The organism is Herbaspirillum seropedicae (assembly GCF_001040945.1).
GTDB classification, from domain to species: Bacteria; Pseudomonadota; Gammaproteobacteria; order Burkholderiales; family Burkholderiaceae_D; genus Herbaspirillum; species Herbaspirillum seropedicae.
The window spans coordinates 1,642,167-1,665,637 of the sequence record NZ_CP011930.1 but is presented as its reverse complement, the minus strand read 5'-3'; the positions used below and the strand labels follow the sequence as shown (position 1 = coordinate 1,665,637).

The following is a 23,471-nucleotide window of genomic DNA, read 5'->3' as shown; positions in this document are numbered from 1 at the left end:
CCCGCTTTTCTTACAATGCATGCATCGTTCGCATTCCTCCAAGGCCATGCGAACATCCGAAAAACACCAGCAGGTTCATGCAAAACCGGGAGAGTGAGATGAAAGTGATCGTATTGGGCGCAGGCATTATCGGAACCGCTTCGGCCTGGTTCCTGAAGAAGCAGGGCTACGACGTCACCGTCATCGACCGCCAGCCCGGCGCGGCGCAGGAAACCAGCTTCGCCAATGGCTGCCAGATCTCGGTGTCGCACGCCGAACCCTGGGCCAACCCGGCAGCGCCCATGAAGGTCCTGAAGTGGCTGGGCAAGGAAGACGCTCCGCTGCTGTATCGCTTCCGTCCCGAATGGCTGCAATGGAAATGGGCCGTGGCCTTCCTGCGTGAATGCACCGCCGCCCGCACCGACGAGAATATCCGCAACATCGTCGCCCTGTGCGAATACAGCCGCCAGACCCTGCAGGCGGTGCGCGCCGAGACCGGCATCCAGTATGACCACCTGACCCGCGGCATCCTGCACTTCTATACCGAAGAAAAGGAATTCCAGGATTCCCTGCCCGCCGCCAAGCTCATGCGCGACCTCGGCTGCCCGCGCGAATCCATCGGCGCTGACGAAGTCGTGCGCATCGAACCGGCGCTGGCGTCGATCCGCAACAAGATCGTCGGCGGCGACTTCACCGCCACCGACGAATCGGGCGATGTCTTCAAGCTCACCACCGGCCTGGCCAAGAAGAGCGCAGAAGCCGGCGTCGAATTCCGCTATTCCACCACCATCACGCGCCTCATCACCGAGGGCGCCGGCGCTGCCGCCCGCGTGACCGGCGTGGAAATCATCAATCCGGACGGCCGCCATGAGGTCCTGAAGGCCGATACCTTCGTGGTCGCCATGGGCAGCTTCTCGCAACAACTGGTCAAGCCGCTGGGCATCGACCTGCTGCTCTACCCCGGCAAGGGCTATTCAGCCACCTACCAGATCACCAACCCGGACGCCGCCCCCACCGTCTCACTCACCGACGATGGCTACAAGCTGGTGGTCTCGCGCCTGGGCGACCGCCTGCGGGTGGCCGGCACCTGCGAACTGAACGGCTATACCCGCGAACTGAACACCACCCGCTGCGAAGCCATCACCCGCCGCACCCGTGAACTGTTCCCGGATGGCTGCGACTACGAAAACCCGACCTACTGGACCGGCCTGCGCCCGCTGACCCCGTCCAACGTGCCCTACGTGGGCAAGACCAAGTTCGCCAACCTGTACCTCAACACCGGCCACGGCACCCTGGGCTGGACCATGGGTTGCGGCTCGGGTCGCGCCATTGCCGAGATCGTCGCCGGCCACGTGCCGGAGATCGACTTCGCCTTCACGGGCCTACCGCGCTGGAACCGTGCGCGCCAGGTCGTGACCCAGGCAGCCTGATCACTCTCCTGCCGCTTCACATCATGGACGGACCGGGATTTCCCGGTCCGTTTTCTTTTGGGCGCTTGATATGGGTCAGAGCAGGATGAATATGTATCTTCATTCATATAGAAGCCATCTGGCGGCTTACAAATGCTCACATCCCCTTGGTGTAGAATCCCCGCTTGCTCTGCGCGAACGCCGGTACGGCCGGTTCCCGCAGCCCCCGGGAATAGGACTCAACAGCCTGCATCTTGCGCCTTGCGGCCGCCTTTGCCGTTGATCTTTCCCCAACCGACTCCATCTGGGCGGATATCCGCCCGAGCTTTTCCTTCATATGGAAGAGCCGGCAACATCAAGAGGACCATGCAATGAAGTGGGCGATCGTTTCCATCTATCTGTTTTCCATCCTGTTCATCCACTTCCGTGGACGCGTCAGGCTGCCCTTCCTGCGCCAGTTCTTCGACCATTCGTCGATCATGTCGCCCATCAACCTGTTCATGTACGCGTTTTCGCGCGTGCCAGCGGTCCCCTATCCTGCCGTGAAGGAATTCAAGGATCTGGCCATCATCGACCAGAACTGGGAAGTCATCCGCGACGAAGCCGTGGCCCTGCGCGAAATGGCCAAGATCAAGGCGGCGGAAAAGAATGACGACGCCGGCTTCAACTCCTTCTTCAAGGCCGGTTGGAAACGCTTCTACCTGAAGTGGTACAACGCCAGCCATCCCTCGGCCGAGAAGTTCTGCCCCAAGACGGTGGAGATCCTCAAGGGCATTCCCTGCGTAAAGGCGGCCATGTTCGCCGAGCTGGCCCCGGGCGGCACCCTCAATCCGCACCGCGACCCCTTCGCCGGCTCGCTGCGCTACCACCTGGGCCTGGTCACCCCCAATGACGATCGCTGCTTCATCGAGGTCGATGGCCAGCGTTACAGCTGGCGCGATGGCCAGAGCGTGGTGTTCGACGAGACCTTCATCCACTGGGCGCAGAACGGCGCCGAGAGCAACCGCATCATCCTCTTCTGCGACGTCGAGCGTCCGCTGCGCTATCGCTGGGCCGAAGCGATCAATGGCTTCCTGGGCCGCACCATGATGACCGCTGCCGCCTCCCCCAATGAAACCGGCGACCAGACCGGCCGCGTCAACAAGCTGTTCCGCTTCGTCTGGCTGGCAGGACAATATCGCCGCCGCTTCAAGAACTGGAACAAGACGGTCTACAAGCTCACCAAGTTCGGCCTCATCATCGCCGTGGCCCTGCTGATCATCTACGCATGAAGGTGCGCGTGACGATCCGCTGCGGCTCGTCACACAATGATCAGATAGCGGCAAAGCGCCGCACATATCGAAAATGATATAAAACAAATCGCCGGTGCAAGCCGGCGATTTTTTTATAAGTATTCGCAAGGGGCCATCCATGTCCATTGCGCAGCCCCTGAGAATGGAGGGCGCCATTCTGATAGCAGGCAAGCTGCGTCAAAGCCAATACAGGCGCGGCGATGCAGGGCATGGCGAAATTGCGTATGCAAACGGACTGTCATGACATCAGCAAATACGCACGTAATCGAAAATCACGTTAACTAAATATTTCCACATGGAAACCAAAGTGATTTTTTCGGCACCTGTTTGCAGAAACTGCTTCTTCCTAGCTCATACCAGCGTGTAAAATCCTTGTGCTTCGCCGCCCGGACCATGGCGTGATTCTTGCATCGGTTCCGACACTGTCTCAATGGCGAAGTACGCAAGACGAGTACCGACCATACATACAACAATGGGCTCATGCAGGACATCGACGACGAGATGAAAAAACCGCTGCTCAAGCATCTGGTAGAGATCACGGCCCACCGGGAACATTCCCGCCTGGCCATCTCGGTCGTCTCCGCGCTGTACCAGCTCACTGACGTGAAGACCATCCGCATGATGGATATCTTCACCATGCGCGACGAGCATTACGTGCAGGAGAAGATGGTCATCCGCGACGGCACCTTGCATACCATCGACGAGCATACCGCCGATGATCCCAAGGAATTGCTGAGCGCCTACCCTGCCATGGTGGCCTGCATCCGCAACCATCTCAACGAATACCTGGAAGCCACGCCGGATGGCCTGCATGTACTGTGGCTGCCGGTCTGGCTGCATGGCAAGATGAACTCCTGCCTGGAGATCCGCAGCCAGCAGCCGTTCGCGCCACAGATGATGGATGTGATCCATGGCATCTTCCACGTCTTCTGCAATTACCAGAGCCTGCTGGACTACAGCGAGCGCGATGCGCTCACGGGCCTGTTCAACCGCAAGACCTTCGACGAGCAGTTCACCCGCTACGCCTTTGCCATTGCCCCGCACGAAGCGCATTCGATGGAGCAGGACGAGCGCCGCCACGACAGCGCCGAAGCCCAGGACGACGAGCCCAAGGGCCACTGGCTGGCGGTGGTGGACATCGACCACTTCAAGCAGGTCAACGATCGCTACGGCCATCTGTATGGCGATGAAGTGCTGATCCTGGTGGCCAACATCCTGCGCGCCTCTTTCCGCAGCCATGACCGCATCTTCCGTTTCGGCGGCGAGGAGTTCGTGATCTTGCTGCGGTCGACCACCCTCTCGGACGCCCGCAAGATCTTCGACCGTTTCCGCCAGAACGTGCAGGAATACGATTTCCCGCAGGTCGGCAAGGTGACAGTGAGCCTGGGCTTCGTAGGCATCGCCCGCGAAACGCCGGTGGTGATCCTGGGGCATGCCGACCAGGCGCTGTACCACGCCAAGAAGACCGGTCGCAACCGCATCTGCTACTACCAGGAACTGGTCAACTCGGGCGTGCTGCGCTCGGGCATCGCCACCAACGACACGGTGGAATTCTTCTAGTCCCGCTTGCCGGGCATGCTGGACGGGGCCGCGCATGCGGCTTTTTTTACGCCGCTTGCCCATGACGTTGTCACGTATGACCTGACTCCATCCCCTCCACCACAGTGGCCCGTAGCCCCTACGCCAGCTCATGCAGGAGATGCATCCGTTCATGTTTTAAAAGCATGAGACAGCGCTGTCGCGCTTTCGTATGATCGCCTTCGTTCGATGCCATCCGCACGAATCACTCCGCCCGATCCGCTCGGGAAAGACGACCATGACAACGAGCGCGATGCGCGTAGCGGCCATCCATAGCACACCAGGAGACTTATAAAAATGCAGCAGGCACAATTCAAGAAAATCGGCGCTGTGATGATCCTCTCGCTGGCCTGCGCCTTCTCGGCGCAAGCACAGGACAAGAAGCCCAACGTCGTCGTCATCGGCACCGGCGGCACCATCGCTGGCGCCGGCGCGTCCAGCGTCAACACCGCCGCCTATCAATCGGCCGTGGTGCCGGTGGACAAGATCATCGCGGCCGTGCCCGAGATCAGCAAGATCGCCAACGTGCGCGGCGAACAGATCTTCCAGATCGGCAGCGAAAGCTTCAATGACGAACGCCTGATCAAGCTGGGCAAGCGCGTCTCCGAACTGTTGAAGCAGAACGACGTGGACGGCATCGTCATCACCCACGGCACCGACACCATCGAAGAGACGGCCTATTTCCTGAACCTGGTCTTGAAGAGCGACAAGCCGGTGGTGGTGGTCGGCTCCATGCGTCCGGGCACCGCGCTGGGCGCGGATGGCGCGCTGAACCTGTATGACGCCGTGCTGGTGGCCGGCAGCAAGGAAGCCGCTGGCAAGGGCACCCTGGTGGTGATGAATGACGAGATCCATTCCGGCCGCGACGTCACCAAGAGCAATACCTTCAAGGTCGAGACCTTCCGTTCGCCCTATGGCCCGCTGGGCTATGTGGTGGAAAACAAGCTGAGCTTCTACCGCCTGCCGGCGCGTCCGCACACCACGCAGACCGAGTTCGACATCGACAAGATCAGCAGCCTGCCGCGCGTGGACATCGTCTACAACTACGGCAACGTCAGCCGCACTGCCTATGACGCCTTCGTGGCCGCGGGCGCCAAGGCCATCATCCATGACGGCACCGGCAACGGCAGCGTGGCCGAGCAGATCGTGCCGGTGCTGCAGGAAGTGCGCAGCAAGGGCGTGCAGGTGATCCGCGCCTCGCGCACCGGCAGCGGCGTGGTCATCCGCAATGGCGAGCAGCCTGATGACAAGTTCGACTGGGTCGTGACCGACGACCAGAATGCCCAGAAGGCGCGCATCCTGGCTGAACTGGCGCTGACCAAGACCAATGATCCCAAGGAACTGCAGAAGATCATGTGGAAGTATTGATCGTATTGATCATATTGATCTCTACATGCATCGCACAGAGAGTTTGCGTTGTTGTTGCACGACCGGGTTCACCCGGTCCCCTCTTGGCCCCGCTTCGGCGGGGCTTTTTTCACTCACCTGGAATACCGCCTACCCAGGGCGTCAGAAATCGAGCTGCTCGATGCCCACGCCCAGGGCTATCGCAATTTTCTTCAGCGAGCTTGGACGCAAGCTGCCACTGTTTTCCTGTTGCGCATAGGCGGACTGCGATATACCCAGGCGGCTCGCCATTTCCTGCTGCGTCAGGTTCAAATGCTCGCGCCAACTGCGAATGGCGGTCCACTGGTGATCTACCATCAGCGCAACCACCTCGTGTGGGACATACTGCCCCTCCACACGCGGCTGCTCCTTGAGGTAATCGGCATAGGGAATCACCACAAAGGCTGGCTTCCCGTCGGGGTCATGGATGATCTGGATGTTAGTAGGTGCGTTCATCGCGCTTGCTCACTTCCTCGATGGAGACGATCCGGAGAGCATCAAAGTCTGCCGCCATGGGTGACCCGCTACAAGCTGCAAGCGCAATCTGTCGTCTTTGTTTCGAAACTCTCCGGGTACGCCTCAAGACAGCGAGGGTTCACGCAACTCCGGGATCAAGCGGATCGGCACCGACTTGGCCGCTGGCACCTTGCTGCCACGCGCATGGTGGAACAAAGGAATGAGCCGATTCAGTTCGGGGAAGTAACCCATCACGCAGCCCACCGGGATATCGAAGGGTTCCACCCGCAGATGCGGGACACGGCGCTCTACGCCATCTGCGCTGACGGTTTCGGCACACACGAAGTCGCCCGCCGCCAAGCCGTGCTGTTGCAGGTCGCGCAGGTTCATCAACAACACGCGCCGCGTTCCCCATACGCCACGGAAGCGGTCGTCCAGGCTGTAGACGGTGGTGTTGAACTGGCTGTCGCCGCGCGTAGTCATCAGGCGCAGGACTTCGGGGGCGTCACCGGGCATGTCCGGATCAGGATCGAAGCCGTCGGGCGTCATGAAATTGGCGCGGCCGTTGGGTGTCTTCCACTGCCGCTCGCGCGCGGCCAGGGGCCGGGCGAAGCCGCCTGGATTCCACATGCGCGCATTGAAATCGCGGAAGATGTCGGGATAGGTGGCTTCGATGGCGTCGCGGATGCGGGCGTAATCGCCCACCCAGCCGTCCCAGTCCACCTGCGGATTGAAGGGCAAGAGCCGCTTGGCCAGCTCGGCCACGATGGCCGGTTCCGACAGCAGGTGCGGCGAGGCTGGCTCGGCCCGCCCGCGTGAGCCGTGCATGCAGCCGGTGCTGTCTTCCACCGAGACGGCCTGCTCGCCGCCGCGCTGGCGATCGATCTCGATGCGGCCCAGGCAAGGCAGCACATAGGAGGTCTGGCCGTGGATCACGCAGCTGCGGTTGAAGTGCGTCACCACCTGCACCGTCAGCGGCAGCTTGCGCCAGGCCGCTTCCATCACACCATGATCGGGAATGGCGCGCACGAAATTGCCGCCCAGCATGAAGAAGGCCGACAGTTCGCCATCACGGATCTTTTCGCAGGCCTCGACCGTGTTGAGACCCTTCTCCATCGGCGGCTCGAAATGATAGAGCGCGCGCAGCTTGTCATTGGGGACCAGCTCGGGCTTTTCGGTGATGCCCACGGTGCGCTGCCCCTGCACGTTGGAATGGCCGCGGATCGGGCAGATGCCCGCGCCCGGCTTGCCGATATTGCCACGCATGAGCAGCAGATTGGTCAGCATATGGATGGTGCGCACCGCTTCGCGATGCTGGGTCACGCCCATCCCATACATCAGCATGGCGCGCCCGGCCCCCGCATAGGTATCGGCGGCCAGCTCCAGCTCGGCGCGGGAGACGCCGGCATGGCGCTCGAGCTCGTCCCAGGGAGCCGCGCGCACGGCGTCGGCGAACTGCTCGAAGCCGCTGGTGTGTTCTTCGATGAAGGCCAGGTCGAGCAGGCGTGGCAAGCCTTCCTGGCGCGCCTTGTCATCCCGTTCGAGAATGCGCTTGGCCATGCCGATGGCCGCTGCGCTATCGCCGCCGATCTTGATCTGCAGGTACTGGGTGCTGATGTCGGTGTGCGCCGGCGTGACCATTTCCTTGGGCGATTGCGGATTGACGAAGCGCTCCAGTCCACGCTCGCGCAGGGGATTGAAGGTGATCACCGGCACGCCGCGCTTGCGCACTTCTTCCAGCGGATGCAGCATGCGCGGCGCATTGGTGCCGGTGTTGTGGCCGAAGAAGAGGATGCAGTCAGTCTGCCCGAAGTCGTCCAGCGTGACGGTGCCCACCGGCACGCCGATGGTCTGGGGCAGCGCCACGGAGGTGGATTCGTGACACATGTTGGAACTGTCGGGCAGGTTGTTGGTGCCATACATGCGCGCCATGAGCTGGTAGAGGTAGGAGGTTTCCAGCGAGGCGCGGCCGGAGGCGTAGAACACCACCTTCTTCGGATCCATGGCGCGCAGCTGCGCGGCGATATCATCGAAGGCCTCACTCCAGCTGACCGGCAGGTAGCGGTCGCTGGCGGCGTCGTACTTCATGGGCTCGGTGACGCGGCCGCTGGACTCCAGTTCGAGATCGTTCCAGGCCTCCATCTCGGTCACGGTGTGCTGCGCGAAGAAGGCGGCTGTGGCGCGCTTGCGGGTAATTTCCCAGGCGGTGGCCTTGGCGCCGTTCTCGCAGAATTCGAACAGATGCGGATCGGCCGGCTTGGCCCAGGAACAACTGACACAGGCAAAGCCCTCGGGCTTGTTCTGATGCATCAGGATGCGGGTGCCGCTGGCGATGACGTGCTCCTGCTGCAAGATCGACCCCAGCGCCTTGACCGAACCCCAGCCGCCGGCGGCGTTGTTGTATTCGTCAAAGGTAGCGTCTTCGGGAATGTCCTTGGTCTTCATGTCGCATCTCCGTGCTGGCTGAATCATGGATGGGCAATTGGCGCGGCGCATTCTGGCGTGCGTCCGGGATGCTCATGGTGAATTCTTCCAGGGCGGATGGCTGTAGGCCGCCAGCGCATTTACGGGCACAGCGCGTCCTACACGGCCAGCGGCGTCAAGCTCAGCGCTGGCCCTCGCTGGCGCGCACCACCTGCTGGGCTTGCTGCACGCTGACGTGATGATCTTCCACCGTATTGACCAGCTTCTGGCGCAAGGCGCGCGAACCGAAATTGTTGGCGTAGATCCAGGTGAATTCCGCGCCCAGCAGGAAGATCTGCGCCGAATAATAGATCCACAGCAACAGCAATGCGAACGAGCCGGCCGCACCGAAACCGGAAGTCATCCCGGTGCTGCCAAGATACAGGCCGATCAGATACTTGCCGATGATGAACAGCACCGTCGTGGCCACCGCGCCTATCCAGACGTCGCGCCAGGACAGGGTGACGCGCGGCATGAACTTGTAGATCATCGAAAATAACGTAGAAAACACCACGAAGGACAACACGAAATTAAGCAGTTGCAACACCAGCTGCCAGCCCTCGAACCAGCCGCCCCACCAGCGCCCCAGCGCTGCCAGGGCGGCGCTGACCACCAGCGAGATGATCAGCAGAAAGCCAAGCCCCAGGATCAGGCCGAAGGACAGCAGGCGCGTGCGCGCCAGCTGCCACACGCCGCTCTTGCGCTTGACCGCAGGGATGCGCCAGATGCGATCCAGCGCGCTCTGCAATTCAGAAAACACGGCAGTCGCACCAATGACCAAGGTCACCACGGAAATGCCGGCGGCGATCATGCCCTCGCGTGGCTGGCTCACCGACTTGAGCAAGCCCTGGATGGCGAAGGCGCCCTCGGTGCCGACGATGTCGCGGATCTGGTTGACGATCTCGCCCTGGGCGGCGTCGTGGCCGAAGAGCATGCCCGCCACGGCAATGGCGATCACCAGCATGGGGGCGATGGAAAAGATGGTGTAGTAGGCGATGGCCGCTCCCATACTGGGAGCGAAGTCATCGATCCAGGCATTGATGGCTGCCATGGTCATCTGCCAGGCTTGCTGGGGACGCGAGCCGCCACTGATCATCTTGACCTCGGCGGCCGGGTCCAGGTAATCCGAGGGCGCTGGCTCCAGCCTCGCCTTGACGATATCCATGCGCGCCGGGGCGTCGGGGGAGGACTCGGCGCGCTCGTTGGCCCTGGCCTGCTCAAGCTTGGCGCGCGCCGTACCGCGTCGCCAGGCGGCCACCAGCGGCAGCGCCAGCGTGACCAGCCGTAGCGCGCGCTCCAGCCCGGAAGGCAGCGGCGGCTGGGCGCTCGTCTCTGTGGCGGGCCGCGCCTGCACAGGCAGCACAGTCGAACGCGCAGACCTGCGCTGGCGGCGTTTGCGGCCCAGCCATATCCCTACCCCGGCGCTGAGCAGGGTGCCCGCCACCAGGGCGGCTGCATCCTGGGAGGCTGTGCCCTTGGTAGAGGCGGCGGAAGAAAGCTTGCGGACGTCGTCGGAAGAGCTGCTCATGGAGGCCTCTGCTTGGCGCATTGTTATGGCGGTGTGACCGGCGCTTGCGAATGATTGTTCCGCCTTTGCATGGCCGCTGCGTCCTTGTAGGACGCCGCTGTCAGCGGCATGGCCAGCCGCTGGCGGCCGACGGGAAAGACGCGCCCATGGTATAAAGAACGTCTTTGGACGACATGCCGCCGCGCGTGAACCAGAGCGGTTTGCACCGGTCTGTCCTGCTACTCCCCCGCCGCCGCGCCCGCCTTGCCTGTCAGGACAAGGCCGCGCGGCCTCCCCGCAACCTGACCAACAAGGATCGCACATGTATAAGGACGTACAGCTTTTCATCAATGGAGAATGGACCGCCAGCGCCTCGGGCCGCACCATCGACGTGATCAATCCGGCCACCGAAGAAGTGATCGGCAAGATCGCCCATGCCGACCGTGCCGATCTGGACCGCGCACTGGAAGCGGCCAGCAAGGGTTTCGAGACCTGGCGCAACATGTCGGCCTTTGAACGCTCCAAGATCATGCGCCGCGCCGCCGACCTGCTGCGCGAGCGTGCAGAGGAAGTGGCGCGCCTGATGACCATGGAACAAGGCAAGCCGCTGGCCGAAGCGAAGATGGAAACCCTGGGCGCGGCTGACACCATCGACTGGTTCGCCGAGGAAGCCCGCCGCACCTATGGCCGCCTGGTGCCGGCACGCGTGCCGGGGGCCTACCAGATGGTGATCAAGGAGCCGGTCGGCCCGGTGGCGGCCTTCACCCCCTGGAACTTCCCGCTCAATCAGGTGGTGCGCAAGCTCTCCGCTGCGTTGGCGGCAGGCTGCTCCATCATCGTCAAGGCGCCCGAAGAAACCCCTGCGTCGCCCGCTGAACTGATCCGCGCCTATGCCGATGCAGGCGTGCCGGCAGGGGTGATCAACCTGGTCTATGGCGTGCCGGCCGAGATTTCGGAATACCTGATCCCGCATCCGGTGATCAAGAAGATTTCCTTCACCGGCTCCACCCCGGTGGGCAAGCAACTGGCTGCGCTGGCGGGCCAGCACATGAAGCGCGCCACCATGGAACTGGGCGGCCATGCACCGGCGATGGTGTTCGACGACGCCGATGTGGATGTCGCCGCCAAGATGCTGGCCACGGCCAAGTTCCGCAATGCCGGTCAGGTGTGCGTCTCGCCGACCCGCTTCCTGGTGCAGAAGGGTGTCTTCAATGCCTTCGTCGACAAGTTCGTCACCTATGCCGAACAGCTGAAGGTGGGCAATGGCCTGGAAGCCGGCATCACCATGGGTCCGGTGGCCAACAAGCGCCGCATCCCGGCGCTGGAAGCGCTTATCGACGACGCCGTCTCGCAGGGTGCGCAACTGCGCACCGGTGGCAAGCGCATTGGTAACAAGGGTTACTTCTTCCAGCCCACCGTGCTGACCAATCTGCCGCTGCAGGCCCGTGCGATGAATGAAGAGCCCTTCGGCCCACTGGCGCTGATCAATTCCTTCGAGACCCTGGATGAGGTGATCACCGAAGCCAACCGCCTGCCCTACGGTCTGGCCGCCTACGCCTTCGCCAAGTCGGCGCACACCAAGCACGCCCTGGCGGCGCGCGTGGAAAGCGGCATGCTGACCATCAACCACCTGGGCCTGGCGCTGCCGGAACTGCCCTTCGGCGGCATCAAGGACAGCGGCTATGGTTCCGAAGGCGGCACCGAGGCCATTGAGGCTTACATCAACACCAAGCTGGTGACTCAGCTGGATGTGTGATGGCATAAGTTGATGGGCTGATCGCCCTGCGCGATCAAAAAAATCGGCGGGCCTGCAAAGGTCCGCCGATTTTTATTTCACCTCCCGTTCGGACCGAGTAGGTAGATTCAGCCTATTTATTCTTCAACACCACCCGAAGGCGGCACCAAGATATCGCGGCTGCCATTGCGCGACATGGCCGAGAGCACGCCTGCGGTTTCCATCTGCTCCACCAGCCGCGCAGCGCGGTTGTAGCCGATGCGCAATTGCCGCTGCACCGACGAGATCGAGGCTCGCCGCGTCTTGAGCACGAAAGCCACGGCTTCGTCGTAGAGCGGGTCGGCTTCCGGATCGCCGCCCTCGCCGTTGGCAAACATGTCGGCCTGGGCCGTGTCTTCGGAGATGGGCGGCGCCAGGATTTCTTCGATATAGCGCGGTTCGCCGAAGGACTTCAGGTATTCCACCACGCGATGCACTTCCTCGTCGGAGACAAAGGCGCCGTGCACCCGCTGCGGGTAGCCCGAGCCGGGTGGCAGGAACAGCATGTCGCCATGGCCCAGCAGCGATTCCGCACCCATCTGGTCCAGCACCGTGCGTGAGTCGATCTTGGAAGACACCTGGAAGGCTACGCGGGTCGGGATGTTGGCCTTGATCAGGCCGGTGATCACATCCACCGAAGGGCGCTGCGTCGCCAGGATCAGGTGGATGCCGGCTGCGCGCGCCTTCTGCGCCAGGCGGGCGATGAGCTCTTCGACCTTCTTGCCGACCACCATCATCAGGTCGGCCAGTTCGTCGATGACGATGACGATGGTGGGCAGCTTTTCCAGCGGTTCCGGCGCGTCCGGCGTCAGGCTGAAGGGATTGGGAATCTTTTCGCCACGGGCGGCGGCTTCGTCCAGCTTCTGGTTGTAGCCTGCCAGGTTGCGCACGCCCAGCTTGGACATCTTCTTGTAGCGGCGCTCCATCTCGTCCACGGCCCAGTTCAGCGCATGGGCAGCCTCGCGCATGTCGGTCACCACCGGCGCCAGCAAGTGCGGAATGCCCTCGTAGATGGACAGTTCCAGCATCTTGGGGTCGATCATGATCAGGCGCACTTCCTCGGGCGTGGCCTTGTAGAGCAGCGAGAGGATCATGGCGTTGATGGCCACCGACTTGCCCGAGCCTGTGGTGCCGGCCACCAGCATGTGCGGCGCGCGCGCCAGGTCGGTCACCACGGGCGTGCCGGTGATGTCCTTGCCCATGGCAATGGTGAGATGGGAAGCCGACTTGCGATACGCCTGCGAATGCACGATCTCGGACAGCTTGATCATCTGCCGGCGCGCATTGGGCAACTCCAGGCCCATGCAGGTCTTGCCGGGGATGGTCTCGACCACGCGGATGGAGGTCAGGCCCAGCGCCCGCGAGAGGTCCTTCATCAGGTTCACCACCTGGGCCCCGCGCACCCCCTGGGCCGGTTCGACCTCGAAGCGGGTGATCACCGGACCGGCCTCGGCGCCCAGCACCGTCACCGGCACCTTGAATTCCTTGAGACGTTGCTCGATCAGGCGGCCGGTTTCCTGCAATTGCTCGGTATCGACTTCAATGCGCGATTCGGGGACTTCATCCAGCAAGTCCAGCGAAGGCAGCGGAATCTCCACGCGCGGCTCATCCACATAGTCGGGATAGGCCATGGAGACCGGCGCTGGCTCGGGTGCGGTGGGCGCCTCCGGCATGCGCACCGTGAAACCGGTCTGTGCCGCCACGGGCTCGACCGGCGCTGACGGGTCGGGATCGGGCAGCATGTCGAACCACGGCGCCTGGAATGTCTGCTGCGCCCCCGCAGCGGGGGTGAGCGGGGCAAAGGGAGTGAGGGGCTCCTGCTGGTCTACGGGCTGCTGCGGCGCCGATGGCGGGAGGGGCTCGGCGGGCAGGGCCGCCTCCCATGGCGGCGTCGGCGCGGGCGACTCCAGCGGCGGGACGCTATCGGACACAGGAGTCGGCGCCGGCGCAGTCGGTTCGGTCGGCAGCGCCGCCGCTGGCGGCGCCATGGCTGTTGCCGCTAACGGCGGCATGGCGGGCTGGGCCGCTGCAGGAGCGCTGCTCTCTTGCAAGGAGCGCATCAAGCGGGTGGGAATGACATCGGCGCGCTCAGCGGGGCTGGCCGCGCCAGGCGAGGCGGCGCTGGCCGGTGCGGGGCGGCCTACGCTGCTGATGCGCATGCCGCGCGTTGCCGGCGCAGGCGCAGCGCTGGCCGCAGGCGCCCCACCGGGCTGCGCGGGACGGGCGATCGAAGGCGGAATCGGCCGGGGTGCGGCGGCCGCAGGCGGGGCCGCGCGCGCCAGGCTCACGTCAGCGGCTGCGCTGGCGGCCTGGATGGCGCGGCTGGCGGCGGCGCGGGCCAGCATGGCTTCGGTCGGACGCAAGGTTTCGAAGGCGGCCCACTCGGATTCAGGACGCGGCTTGGCGGGCTGCGCTCCGGGTTTCAGGGCTGGCCATTTGCCGCGCTGGCTGCCATTGCCGGTCAGGGCCGACAGCGGCACCTGCCAATCCTCGCGCGGCGCGCTGTCCGGCGTGCGCTCCGCGGCGGGGGACAAGCGCGCCGGGCGCGGACGCGGCTCGAAGGGCGAGGCTGGCGCGCGTGCTGCGGGCCGGGCCACTGGACGGGCCGGTGCGCGACGCTCGGCGCCGGCGGGGAAGCTGGAGCGCAGGCTGCTCATGCGCACGCGCTCGCTTTCGATGCTGCCGCGACGGGGCGGCCCCAGGTCCAGTTCAGGATGATGGTCTTCGCGCTCTTCGCTGCGGGCGCGACCAAACAAGGCGCCCAGCAGCCATTTCAGGCCCAGCGCCAGCAAGACCAGCATCACGGCCACCGCCAGGCCACGGCTGATGCGTGCTCCCAGGGCGTCCAGCAGCGCGCCTCCCATCAAGGCAGCACCCGGGCCGTCGTCGCCGCTGCTCAGTTGCGCGCGGATGAGCGCCTCGATCGCGCCGCTGGCAACCAGCAGCAAGAGACTGCCGCACCACAGGCGGATCGCGCCGCGGCCCCCGAAGACCGACTTGCGGCCGAGCGCGCGCGCTACCGTGCGCAGCAGCAGCGGCAGCAGCCAGAGGACCGACCAGCCAAACCATTTGACGAAAATCATGCTACTCCCGACTTCACCGGCCTGGCATGACGCCAGCCGGCCTTGTGTATCCTTTTACGACGGCGTCGGCACGACGCCACAGCCTGGCAGTGTAAACCAATCCACTCCATTGCCAGGGTTCAACAAGCCACCCTTTGGTACAGCCCCGTTTCAGCGGCCCTCATTCAGCGTCCATGGCAATGGCAATCCTGGACATGGTCATTGATCACCCCCACGCCCTGCAGATAGGCATAGATGATGGTGGAACCGACGAACTTGAAGCCGCGCCGCGCCAGGTCCTTGGAGATGGCGTCCGACAGCGGCGTCTTGGCCGGGCACTCGGCCAGGCTGGCCCAGCGGTTGACGATGGCTTGGCCATCGACGTGCGCCCACAGGTAGGCATCCAGGCCGCCGATTTCTTCGCGCAGCTTGAGATAGGCGCGGGCATTGCCAATGGTGGCGGCCACCTTCAGGCGGTTGCGCACGATGCCCGGATCGGCCAGCAATTGCGCCACCTTGCGCTCGTCATAGCGGGCGATCTTCTCGGCGTCCCAGCCGTCGAAGGCGGCGCGGTAGCTCTCACGCTTGTTGAGCACGGTTTCCCAGGAAAGACCGGCCTGCGCCCCTTCCAGGTTGAGCATCTCGAAGAGCCGGGTCTCGTCGTGACAGGGCACGCCCCATTCGTGGTCGTGATAGTCGATGTAGCGTGGATTGGCAAGATTGACCCAGCCACAGCGGGTAAGCGTTTGCGTCATGTGTTCTCTTTGATGAATGGCTCAGACCGGCCACAGCGGCGCTTCGTCCATCAGGGCGATCTGTTCGCGCAGTTCCAGGATGCGGTCTTGCCAGTAACGTTGGGTATTGAACCAGGGAAAGGCGGCCGGGAAGGCCGGGTCATCCCAGCGCCGCGCCAGCCAGGCCGAATAATGGATCAGCCGCAGGGTGCGCAGGGCTTCGATCAGGTAGAGCTCGCGCGGTTCGAACTCGCAGAAGCTTTCATAGCCGGCCAGCAGGTCGGCCAGTTGCCCGACCATCTCGCGGCGCTCCCCCGAGAGCAGCATCCACAGGTCTTGCACGGCCGGGCCGCTGCGGCTGTCGTCGAAATCGACGAAATGCGGGCCGGCATCGGTCCACAATACATTGCCGACGTGGCAATCGCCATGCAGGCGCAGGGTGCGGATCTCGCCGGCGCGCTCGTAGCAACGCTGCACCCCGGCCAGCGCCTGCTCGACCGTGGTACGCCAGGCGGTGGCCACATCCATGGGAATGAAGTCATGCGCCAGCAGCCAGTCACGTGGTTCTTCGCCGAAACTGGCCTGATCCAGCGCGGGACGATGGACAAAGGGCTGGCGCAGGCCGACCGCATGGATGCGGCCGATGAAGCGGCCCAGGCGCTCCAGCGTGTCGGCGTCGTCCAGTTCCGGCGCGCGACCGCCATGGCGGCGGAATACCGCGAAGCGAAAACCCGCATGACGATGCAGGGTGCGGCCATTTTCCAGCCTCATCGCCGGCACGACCGGCACCTCATCATCCGCCAACTCCTGCGAAAAGGCGTGTTCTTCGAGGATCTGCTCATCCGTCCAGCGCAAGGGGCGATAGAACTTGGCCACCAGCGGCGGCCCCTCTTCCATCCCGACCTGGTAGACGCGGTTCTCATAGCTGTTGAGCGCCAGCAGGCGGCCATCGCCATACAGGCCCTGGGCCGCGAGGGCGTCCAGCACGGTATCGGGCGAGAGGGTGGCAAAGGACGTGGCGTCGGGCTGGTCGGGGGCGGCGGATTGATTCATCCGTCTATTGTACTGTCCGGCAAGCCAAGGCCGCACGACAATCCCCCCGGTACCGCCAACAATGCTCGCGCCCCCGGCCCAATGCCTTTAAACTCCTGCCTTTAGCATCAGTCATTGGAACCATCATGCATCTCGACCAGCCCCTTTCCGACGCCGAATTCGACGAACTCGACGATTTTCTTCTCTCCGATCGCTGCGCCGACGATGTGATGACCATGGACACCCTGCACGGCTACCTGACGGCCCTGGCCATCGGTCCGCAGGAGGTGCTGATGGCCGAATGGCTGCCGCGCGTCTGGGGCAGCCGTCCGGAAGACACGCCCAAGTTCAAGAATGGCAAGGAAGCTGAACGTATCACCAGCCTGATTGCGCGCAGCATGAACGAAATCGCCATCACCTTCGAGGTCGCGCCCAAGGAATATGAACCCCTGTTCTGCGAGCGCGAGCATGAAGGCAAACCCCTGCTGGACGCCGAGGCCTGGGCCTGGGGCTTCTGGGAAGGGATACAGCTGCGCGCCGAGCAGTGGGATGAAATCTTCCACTCCAACCTGGCGCCGCTGATGCGGCCGATCTACCTGCTGGGCTCGGACGAGCTGGAAGAGGAAGAGACCAAGCTCATCGACGATCCCATCAAGACCCACAAGCTGGCCATCGAGATCGAGGCGGCCATTCCGCATATCCACCGTTACTGGGCGCCCAAGCGCAAGTCGGCGGTGGAACAGGTGCAGCGCGATGCCCCCAAGACCGGTCGCAACGACCCCTGCCCTTGCGGCAGCGGCAAGAAGTACAAGAAGTGCTGCGGGGCCGATACCGAATCGGAAGAGTGATTTTCCTCGCTGCAACAAAAAGGCGCGCCATGGCATTCAACGGGCGCGCCTTCTTTTTCAGTTTGCGTCACGTCACCGGACGCGACTGCGGGCTCATTCCTTGATGAAGTGCTCGCGGTAGTACTTCAGTTCTTCGATCGATTCGAGGATGTCGGCCAGGGCGGTGTGCATCTGGCGCTTCTTGAAACCGGTGGCGATTTCGGGCTTCCAGCGCTTGCACAGTTCCTTCAGGGTGGACACGTCCAGGTTGCGGTAGTGGAAGAATTCTTCCAGCTTGGGCATGCCGCGCACCATGAAGCGGCGATCCTGGCAAATGGAATTGCCGCACATGGGCGACTTGCCGGCCGGGACGTATTGCTTCAGGAATTCGATGATCTGCTTTTCAGCATCTGCTTCGGTGACGGTCGAAGCCTTGACGCGGTCGATCAGGCCGGAACGGCCGTGGGTGCCCTTGTTCCAGGCGTCCATGCCGTCCAGCAGCTCGTCGGACTGATGGATGGCCAGCACCGGGCCTTCGCCCAGCACGTTGAGTTCGGCATCGGTAACCACCACGGCGACTTCGATGATGCGGTCCTTGTCGGGATCCAGGCCGGTCATTTCCATGTCCACCCAGATCAGGTTCATTTCATTGGGGCGGACAGGCGCGGCGGGGGCTTGTGACATAATTCTTCCTTATTGACGTAATGGGGATGGCTCCCCTCTACTGCTTGGTTCCATTGCTGGGTGCGCTCGCCCGGTACTGGCCGGGCGGCGTGGCTGGCGATTGCCGCCACGCACTTTCGCCATTTTCGCACAGGGTACGCATGTCTTCACTTTCGTTTTCGGTTTTGTTCGTCACCTTCCTGGCCATCAGCCTGGGAGTACGCTTCTGGCTGGCCTCGCGGCATATCCGCCACGTGCTGGCGCATCGCGCCGCCGTGCCGGCCGAGTTCGCTGAAAAAATCCCCCTGCCGGCCCACCAGAAGGCGGCCGACTACACGGTTGCACGCACCAAGTTCGGCCTGGTGACGCTGCTGGTCAATGCGGCGGTCCTGATCGGCTTTACCCTGCTGGGCGGCCTGCAAGCCCTCTCCAGCCTGCTGCTGGGCTGGACCGGCGGCCCCGGCATGCTGTACCAGATCGCGCTGGTGGCCGGCTTCGGCCTCATTTCGGGAGCGGTCGACCTGCCCTTCGACTATTACCGCCAGTTCAGGCTGGAAGCCGGTTTCGGCTTCAACAAGATGAGCCGCGCGCTGTTCTTCAGCGACATGATCAAGCAGACCTTGCTGGGCGCAGTGATCGGCCTGCCGCTGCTGTGGGTGGTGCTGGCGCTGATGGAAAAGGCCGGTGCGCTCTGGTGGTTCTATACCTGGATCGTGCTGTGCGTGTTCCAGTTGCTGATGCTGGTGATCTATCCCAGCTTCATTGCACCGCTGTTCAACAAGTTCACCGCGCTGGAAGACGACAGCCTGCGCAGCCGCATCGAGGGCCTGATGCAGCGCGTCGGCTTTGCCTCCAAGGGCTTGTTCGTGATGGATGGCTCCAAGCGCAGCGCGCATGGCAATGCCTACTTCTCGGGCTTCGGCTCGGGCAAGCGCATCGTCTTCTTCGACACCCTGCTGGCGCGCCTGGCCCCGCATGAGATCGAGGCGGTGCTGGCGCACGAGCTGGGCCACTTCAAGCTCAAGCACATCGTCAAGCGTGTGGTGGTGATGTTCGCCATGTCGCTGGCCTTCCTGGCCTTGCTGGGCTACCTGAAGCAGCAGGCCTGGTTCTATACCGGCCTGGGCGTGGAACCGCTGCTCATGGGCAGCAATGATGCGATGGCGCTGATCCTCTTCATGCTGGTGCTACCAATCTTCACCTTCCTGCTCTCGCCCTTGTCCTCACTGTCTTCGCGCAAGCACGAGTTCGAGGCCGACGCCTTCGCTGCACAGCATACCCAGGCCCAGGACCTGGTCTCGGCGCTGGTCAAGCTCTACGAGGACAATGCCTCCACCCTCACGCCCGACCCGCTGCACTCGGCCTTCTACGATTCACACCCGCCAGCCTCGCTGCGCATCCGGCGTCTGCATGGCGCGCTGGCGGCGGCGAGCCAACAGTGACACCGCAAGCACTCAACATCGAACATCGTCAGGCCGCTAGCGCATGCGCGCCGGCCTTCAGGAGAAGTCCATGAGCATCACCGCATCCACTCTCGCCGCAGCCCACTGCATCCAACCTGTCGACGCACTGGATGACAGCGCCATCACCGCCCACCTGGCCGTCCTGCCCGACTGGCAGATCGAGGCCGGCAAGCTGGTGCGCAGCTTCGCCTTCAACAACTATTACGAGACCCTGGCCTTCGTCAATGCGATCGCCTGGATGATCCACGCCGAAGACCATCATCCTGAGCTGATCGTGAGCTACAACCGCTGCACGGTGAAGTTCGACACCCATAGCGTCAACGCGGGGCGCGGTGGTCTCTCGGCCAATGACTTCGTCTGTGCGGCCAAGGTGGACGCCCTCTTCGCCCAGCGCGCCCACGCCTGATGGGAGTCCGCAAGCACGCCGCTGCACGCCAGCGCGCCACGCCCGACGCCCTCGAACCGGGCCTGGTCATTGCCGCGCATGGCCGCCATTACCTGGTCCAGGCCGGTGAAGAAAAACTGCATTGCGTCACCCGTGGCAAGAAGAGCGACGTCGCCGTAGGCGACCGCATCCGCCTGGCCCGCACCTCGGCCGACCAGGGCGTGATCGAATCCATCGATGAACGCAAGACCCTGCTGTACCGCTCGGACCAGTACAAGTCCAAGCTGCTGGCCGCCAACGTGGACCAGCTCTTCATCGTGGTGGCGACCGAACCCAGCTTTACCGATGACCTGGTCTCGCGCGCCCTGGTGGCGGCCGAATCGGCCGGGGTCGCCGCGCACCTGATCCTGAACAAGACCGACATCACCGACGCCCTGCCCAAGACCCGCGAACGGCTGCAGGTGTACGCCCGCCTGGGTTACCCGGTGCATGAAGTCTCGGCCAAGGCCCATCCGGACGACACCCGCGCGGCCTTCCTGCCGCTGCTGGAAGGCAAGAGCACCATCCTGATCGGGCAGTCGGGCATGGGCAAGTCGTCCATCATCAACCTGATCATCCCCGACGCCGACATCGCCACCCGCGAGATCTCGGCGGCGCTCGATACCGGCAAGCACACCACTACCTTCACCCGGCTCTACCAGATGGAGGGCGAGGCCAGCATCATCGATTCGCCGGGCTTCCAGGAGTTCGGCCTGTACCAGCTCTCGGAAGGCATGCTGGAGCGCGCCTTCCGCGACTTCACACCCTACCTGGGCAAGTGCCGCTTCTACAACTGCCATCACCTCAACGAGCCCGGCTGCGCGGTCCTGGAAGCGGTGCAGGCTGGCGAGATCGCGGGATTGCGGCACCAGCTCTATGCGCAGCTGGTCCATGAGTCCTCGCAGACGCTGTACTGATCCCTTAGCGATCCCTTCAGAACTTGTAGGCCGCCGTGAGCAACAGTGCGCGCGGCGCACCGGGCCGCACCTGGGATAGCCCGGTGGCGCTCTCGTAGTAGCGGCGATTGGCCAGGTTGGTGACGGCCAGGGTGAATTCAGCTTCATCGAGGCGATAGCCCATCTTGCCATCCCAGCGCGTATAGGCCGGCAGTTCGAGCAGGTTGTCACGGTCGGCATAGCGCGCTCCCTCGACTGTGAGACCAAGCTCGGCGAACCATCCCAGGGTGGGAGCATAGCTGAGGAACAGACTGCCACCCCGGCCCGATACGCCCGATGCGCGCTTGCCGACGAACTTCGGTTCGGCCTGCACGATCTTCGCGCTCTGGATGGCCCACCCGGCCCGCACGAACCAGGGCGCGGCGAGCTCCCCTTCCACGCTCAACTCGATGCCGCGATTGCGTTCCAGCCCGCTTTGCTCAAAGAAGCCCGGGCGCACGGGGTCGGCCACGTTGCGGTTGAACAGCTCCAGCTGGAACCAGGCCAGGGTGGTGCTGAGACGACGGTCCAGCCATTCGCTCTTGATCCCGGCTTCAACCTGGCGGCTGAACTGCGGCTTGAGATCATTGAAATTACCCCGGGCGTCGGGCGTGATGCCGATGACGTCGCCGCCGACCGGCGCAAAGTTCTTGCTCCAGGACAGGTAGGCATGCTGGCCCGGCAAGGCTTCCCACACCACGCCGATGCGCGGGCTCAGGGCATGGGCGGTGCGCTCGCTGCGCACGCCGTTGCGGCGGTTGCGCGAATCGACCTCAAAGCGATCCCAGCGCAGGCCGGCCAGCATCTTCCAGTGCGCAGCCAGGGTGATCTTGTCCTGCACGTAGAGGCCCAGGTTGGAGGCCTTGTGGTAATTCATCTGGAAAGGCGTAGTCGGGTCGTCGCCATTGCGGGTGTTTTCCGGTGTCACCGCCGAGACTGCCGGCGCAGCGACCGACCACAGGCGCGGCTCGCGCTTTTGCCAGCTGTGTTCCACTCCCAGCAGCAGATCATGTGCGCCCAGTTGCCCCAGCAATTCCAGATTGTTCTGCACGCTGCGTTGCTGGAGGTTCTGCTGGTAGCGGGTGCGCTGTACGCGGTCCAGGTCCAGTGGTGCGCTCTGGTAGGCCTGGGTGACAAAGGTGTTGTCGAAATTGCTGTTGAGGTCCATCAGGGCAAGCGCATGACGCAGGGTCCAGTCCTGCGAGAGCGCCCGGGTGAGCGTGGAGCGCAGGCTCATGTGGATATCGCGGATGACGTCGCGCCCGGCGGCGCCGAAGAATTGCTCATGCCCGGCGGACGGCAGCGCGTAGGCAGTGGGCTCGCCGTTGGCCGTGGCAATGGCGCGACCGGGAATGCCGCGATCCGGCACCCTTTCATATTCGTCGTATTCAGCCTGCAGCAGCCAGCTGTCGCGTCCAGACTCCCACTTCAGGGCCGGCGCAAAGTACTGGCGCGTGCCGTTGACGGTATCGCGGAAGCTGCCCGCATGTTCGCGCCCGGTATTGATGCGCAAGGCCCAGTGCGGCGCCAGCGGCCGGTTCCAGTCCAGCGCAGCGCCCAGCAGCCCGGCGCTGCCCAGGCTGAGCGTGGCCTGGCTGGCGACGTCCTGACCGGGCTGTTTGCTGATGCGATTGATCACGCCCCCGCCACTGCCGCGCCCGTAGAGCACGGAAGCCGGTCCGCGCAGCACTTCCACCCGCTCGATGTTGCCCAGTCCGCGCACGTATTGCGGATCATCCCGCATGCCATCGAGCAAGAGATCGTTGGCGCTGGAAAAGCCGCGAATGCGGAAGGCATCGAAACGGGTATCGGAGATACTGGAAATGCCAGGCACACCCAGCAAGGCCCCGGCCAGCGTACGTGCGCCATAGACGCTGACCTGCTCCACGCTCACGCTCTGGATGCTCTGCGGCACCTCCATGGGATCGGCGGCGCTCCTTGTGGCCGTACCTACCCGCCTCGCACGCGGGTCAGGGGATCGGCGCTGGTCACGCACCTCCACCACTGGCAGGGATGACTCCCCGGAGGGCTCGCCCTCGTTACCACCGTCGCGCTCGGCAGCGTAGGCTGGCAGGGCCAGGAAGGCTAGACACAAGGTAGCGGGAAGCCGGCGGACGCAGGCACAGGGAATCGGAGATTGCATCAGGAACATGGCGGCCATTCAAGGAAAGTTGAAAGGCCGCCAATTCTAGGCAATTCAATACAAATGATTATCGTTTACATTCTAGCTTTTGCCGACATCGTGAAACTGCGCCCTGTTTCTCGCAAACCATTCATGGTCTCTGCGAAAGTCTTCTATTTTCTTCGCCGATGCATTCGAGGCGCCGCATTTCCCGCATTTCTCGGGCTGCCTGAGCTGCGCAATCGCCGGCACGCTCAGCGTCCGGGCGAGAGTTTCCCGCGAGCAAGTATGCCGGGTATCTTTTTGGGCCGAATCCCTTATAATCTAAGGAGTTATCGACTATCGGCGGCAGGCGCCACACTGGC

General features: G+C 63.5%; 17 protein-coding genes. 9 read left to right on the top strand and 8 right to left on the bottom strand.

The window, feature by feature from the left end:
• The first annotated feature begins 98 nt into the window (after positions 1 to 98).
• From ACP92_RS07240 to ACP92_RS07220, 4 genes are all read left to right on the top strand, one after another.
• Complete coding sequence (locus ACP92_RS07240; RefSeq protein ID WP_013233466.1) at positions 99 to 1,409, top strand: D-amino acid dehydrogenase; 1,311 nt, start codon at positions 99 to 101, stop codon at positions 1,407 to 1,409.
• 350 nt (positions 1,410 to 1,759) lie between these two features.
• A complete protein-coding gene (gene lpxO / locus ACP92_RS07230; protein ID WP_013233465.1) occupies positions 1,760 to 2,659 on the top strand; it encodes a lipid A hydroxylase LpxO in 900 nt (299 codons plus the stop codon).
• Positions 2,660 to 3,160: 501 nt separating this feature from the next.
• A complete protein-coding gene (locus ACP92_RS07225; protein ID WP_171941799.1) occupies positions 3,161 to 4,240 on the top strand; it encodes a GGDEF domain-containing protein in 1,080 nt (359 codons plus the stop codon).
• A gap of 315 nt (positions 4,241 to 4,555) precedes the next feature.
• Complete coding sequence (locus ACP92_RS07220) at positions 4,556 to 5,626, top strand: asparaginase (protein WP_013233463.1); 1,071 nt, start codon at positions 4,556 to 4,558, stop codon at positions 5,624 to 5,626.
• Positions 5,627 to 5,767: 141 nt separating this feature from the next.
• Here ACP92_RS07220 and ACP92_RS07215 read toward each other — a convergent pair whose 3' ends face one another.
• The 3 genes from ACP92_RS07215 to ACP92_RS07205 all read right to left on the bottom strand — a co-directional run bounded on the left by ACP92_RS07215 (position 5,768) and on the right by ACP92_RS07205 (position 10,091).
• Complete coding sequence (locus ACP92_RS07215) at positions 5,768 to 6,100, bottom strand: helix-turn-helix domain-containing protein (RefSeq protein ID WP_013233462.1); 333 nt, start codon at positions 6,098 to 6,100, stop codon at positions 5,768 to 5,770.
• 123 nt (positions 6,101 to 6,223) lie between these two features.
• Complete coding sequence (locus ACP92_RS07210; protein ID WP_041310404.1) at positions 6,224 to 8,545, bottom strand: FdhF/YdeP family oxidoreductase; 2,322 nt, start codon at positions 8,543 to 8,545, stop codon at positions 6,224 to 6,226.
• Positions 8,546 to 8,705: 160 nt separating this feature from the next.
• Positions 8,706 to 10,091, bottom strand: a complete 1,386-nt coding sequence (locus tag ACP92_RS07205; protein ID WP_081441888.1) for a YihY/virulence factor BrkB family protein — start codon at positions 10,089 to 10,091, stop codon at positions 8,706 to 8,708.
• A gap of 301 nt (positions 10,092 to 10,392) precedes the next feature.
• Between ACP92_RS07205 and ACP92_RS07200 the strand changes: the two genes are divergently transcribed.
• Entirely contained in the window at positions 10,393 to 11,826 is a 1,434-nt protein-coding gene (locus tag ACP92_RS07200; protein WP_013233459.1) for an NAD-dependent succinate-semialdehyde dehydrogenase, read from the top strand.
• Positions 11,827 to 11,942: 116 nt separating this feature from the next.
• On the opposite strand, the gene ACP92_RS07195 is transcribed toward ACP92_RS07200, so the two are convergent.
• From ACP92_RS07195 to ACP92_RS07185, 3 genes are all read right to left on the bottom strand, one after another.
• Entirely contained in the window at positions 11,943 to 14,927 is a 2,985-nt protein-coding gene (locus ACP92_RS07195) for a DNA translocase FtsK (RefSeq protein WP_048348513.1), read from the bottom strand.
• 164 nt (positions 14,928 to 15,091) lie between these two features.
• A complete protein-coding gene (locus ACP92_RS07190) occupies positions 15,092 to 15,661 on the bottom strand; it encodes a DNA-3-methyladenine glycosylase I (RefSeq protein WP_013233456.1) in 570 nt (189 codons plus the stop codon).
• Positions 15,662 to 15,682: 21 nt separating this feature from the next.
• Positions 15,683 to 16,693: a serine/threonine protein kinase gene (locus tag ACP92_RS07185; RefSeq protein WP_013233455.1), complete on the bottom strand. Its 1,011-nt coding sequence runs from the start codon at positions 16,691 to 16,693 to the stop codon at positions 15,683 to 15,685.
• A gap of 125 nt (positions 16,694 to 16,818) precedes the next feature.
• On the opposite strand from ACP92_RS07185, the gene ACP92_RS07180 reads away from it, so the two are divergent.
• The gene (locus tag ACP92_RS07180) at positions 16,819 to 17,520 is read left to right on the top strand and encodes a UPF0149 family protein (RefSeq protein WP_013233454.1); all 702 of its coding nucleotides are present in this window, start codon (positions 16,819 to 16,821) and stop codon (positions 17,518 to 17,520) included.
• A 93-nt stretch (positions 17,521 to 17,613) separates the two neighbouring features.
• On the opposite strand, the gene orn is transcribed toward ACP92_RS07180, so the two are convergent.
• The gene (gene orn / locus ACP92_RS07175; protein WP_013233453.1) at positions 17,614 to 18,183 is read right to left on the bottom strand and encodes an oligoribonuclease; all 570 of its coding nucleotides are present in this window, start codon (positions 18,181 to 18,183) and stop codon (positions 17,614 to 17,616) included.
• Positions 18,184 to 18,323: 140 nt separating this feature from the next.
• On the opposite strand from orn, the gene ACP92_RS07170 reads away from it, so the two are divergent.
• The 3 genes from ACP92_RS07170 (at position 18,324) to rsgA (ending at position 20,966) form a co-directional block, all read left to right on the top strand.
• Positions 18,324 to 19,604 carry a M48 family metallopeptidase gene (locus ACP92_RS07170; protein ID WP_013233452.1) on the top strand — a complete coding sequence of 427 codons (1,281 nt, stop codon included), beginning with the start codon at positions 18,324 to 18,326 and terminating at the stop codon, positions 19,602 to 19,604.
• 70 nt (positions 19,605 to 19,674) lie between these two features.
• A complete protein-coding gene (locus ACP92_RS07165) occupies positions 19,675 to 20,031 on the top strand; it encodes a 4a-hydroxytetrahydrobiopterin dehydratase (RefSeq protein WP_013233451.1) in 357 nt (118 codons plus the stop codon).
• Complete coding sequence (gene rsgA / locus ACP92_RS07160) at positions 20,031 to 20,966, top strand: ribosome small subunit-dependent GTPase A (RefSeq protein ID WP_013233450.1); 936 nt, start codon at positions 20,031 to 20,033, stop codon at positions 20,964 to 20,966. The genes ACP92_RS07165 and rsgA overlap by 1 nt, the downstream gene beginning before the upstream one ends.
• Before the next feature lie 16 nt (positions 20,967 to 20,982).
• Here rsgA and ACP92_RS07155 read toward each other — a convergent pair whose 3' ends face one another.
• Positions 20,983 to 23,136: a TonB-dependent receptor gene (locus tag ACP92_RS07155; RefSeq protein ID WP_013233449.1), complete on the bottom strand. Its 2,154-nt coding sequence runs from the start codon at positions 23,134 to 23,136 to the stop codon at positions 20,983 to 20,985.
• Positions 23,137 to 23,471: the final 335 nt, after the last annotated feature.

Coding starts and splice junctions, on each gene's coding strand:
- ACP92_RS07240 (WP_013233466.1), top strand. CDS start 99: ATGAAAGTGATCGTATTGGGCGCAGGCATTATCGGAACCGCTTCGGCC.
- lpxO (WP_013233465.1), top strand. CDS start 1,760: ATGAAGTGGGCGATCGTTTCCATCTATCTGTTTTCCATCCTGTTCATC.
- ACP92_RS07225 (WP_171941799.1), top strand. CDS start 3,161: ATGCAGGACATCGACGACGAGATGAAAAAACCGCTGCTCAAGCATCTG.
- ACP92_RS07220 (WP_013233463.1), top strand. CDS start 4,556: ATGCAGCAGGCACAATTCAAGAAAATCGGCGCTGTGATGATCCTCTCG.
- ACP92_RS07215 (WP_013233462.1), bottom strand. CDS start 6,100: ATGAACGCACCTACTAACATCCAGATCATCCATGACCCCGACGGGAAG.
- ACP92_RS07210 (WP_041310404.1), bottom strand. CDS start 8,545: ATGAAGACCAAGGACATTCCCGAAGACGCTACCTTTGACGAATACAAC.
- ACP92_RS07205 (WP_081441888.1), bottom strand. CDS start 10,091: ATGAGCAGCTCTTCCGACGACGTCCGCAAGCTTTCTTCCGCCGCCTCT.
- ACP92_RS07200 (WP_013233459.1), top strand. CDS start 10,393: ATGTATAAGGACGTACAGCTTTTCATCAATGGAGAATGGACCGCCAGC.
- ACP92_RS07195 (WP_048348513.1), bottom strand. CDS start 14,927: ATGATTTTCGTCAAATGGTTTGGCTGGTCGGTCCTCTGGCTGCTGCCG.
- ACP92_RS07190 (WP_013233456.1), bottom strand. CDS start 15,661: ATGACGCAAACGCTTACCCGCTGTGGCTGGGTCAATCTTGCCAATCCA.
- ACP92_RS07185 (WP_013233455.1), bottom strand. CDS start 16,693: ATGAATCAATCCGCCGCCCCCGACCAGCCCGACGCCACGTCCTTTGCC.
- ACP92_RS07180 (WP_013233454.1), top strand. CDS start 16,819: ATGCATCTCGACCAGCCCCTTTCCGACGCCGAATTCGACGAACTCGAC.
- orn (WP_013233453.1), bottom strand. CDS start 18,183: ATGTCACAAGCCCCCGCCGCGCCTGTCCGCCCCAATGAAATGAACCTG.
- ACP92_RS07170 (WP_013233452.1), top strand. CDS start 18,324: ATGTCTTCACTTTCGTTTTCGGTTTTGTTCGTCACCTTCCTGGCCATC.
- ACP92_RS07165 (WP_013233451.1), top strand. CDS start 19,675: ATGAGCATCACCGCATCCACTCTCGCCGCAGCCCACTGCATCCAACCT.
- rsgA (WP_013233450.1), top strand. CDS start 20,031: ATGGGAGTCCGCAAGCACGCCGCTGCACGCCAGCGCGCCACGCCCGAC.
- ACP92_RS07155 (WP_013233449.1), bottom strand. CDS start 23,136: ATGTTCCTGATGCAATCTCCGATTCCCTGTGCCTGCGTCCGCCGGCTT.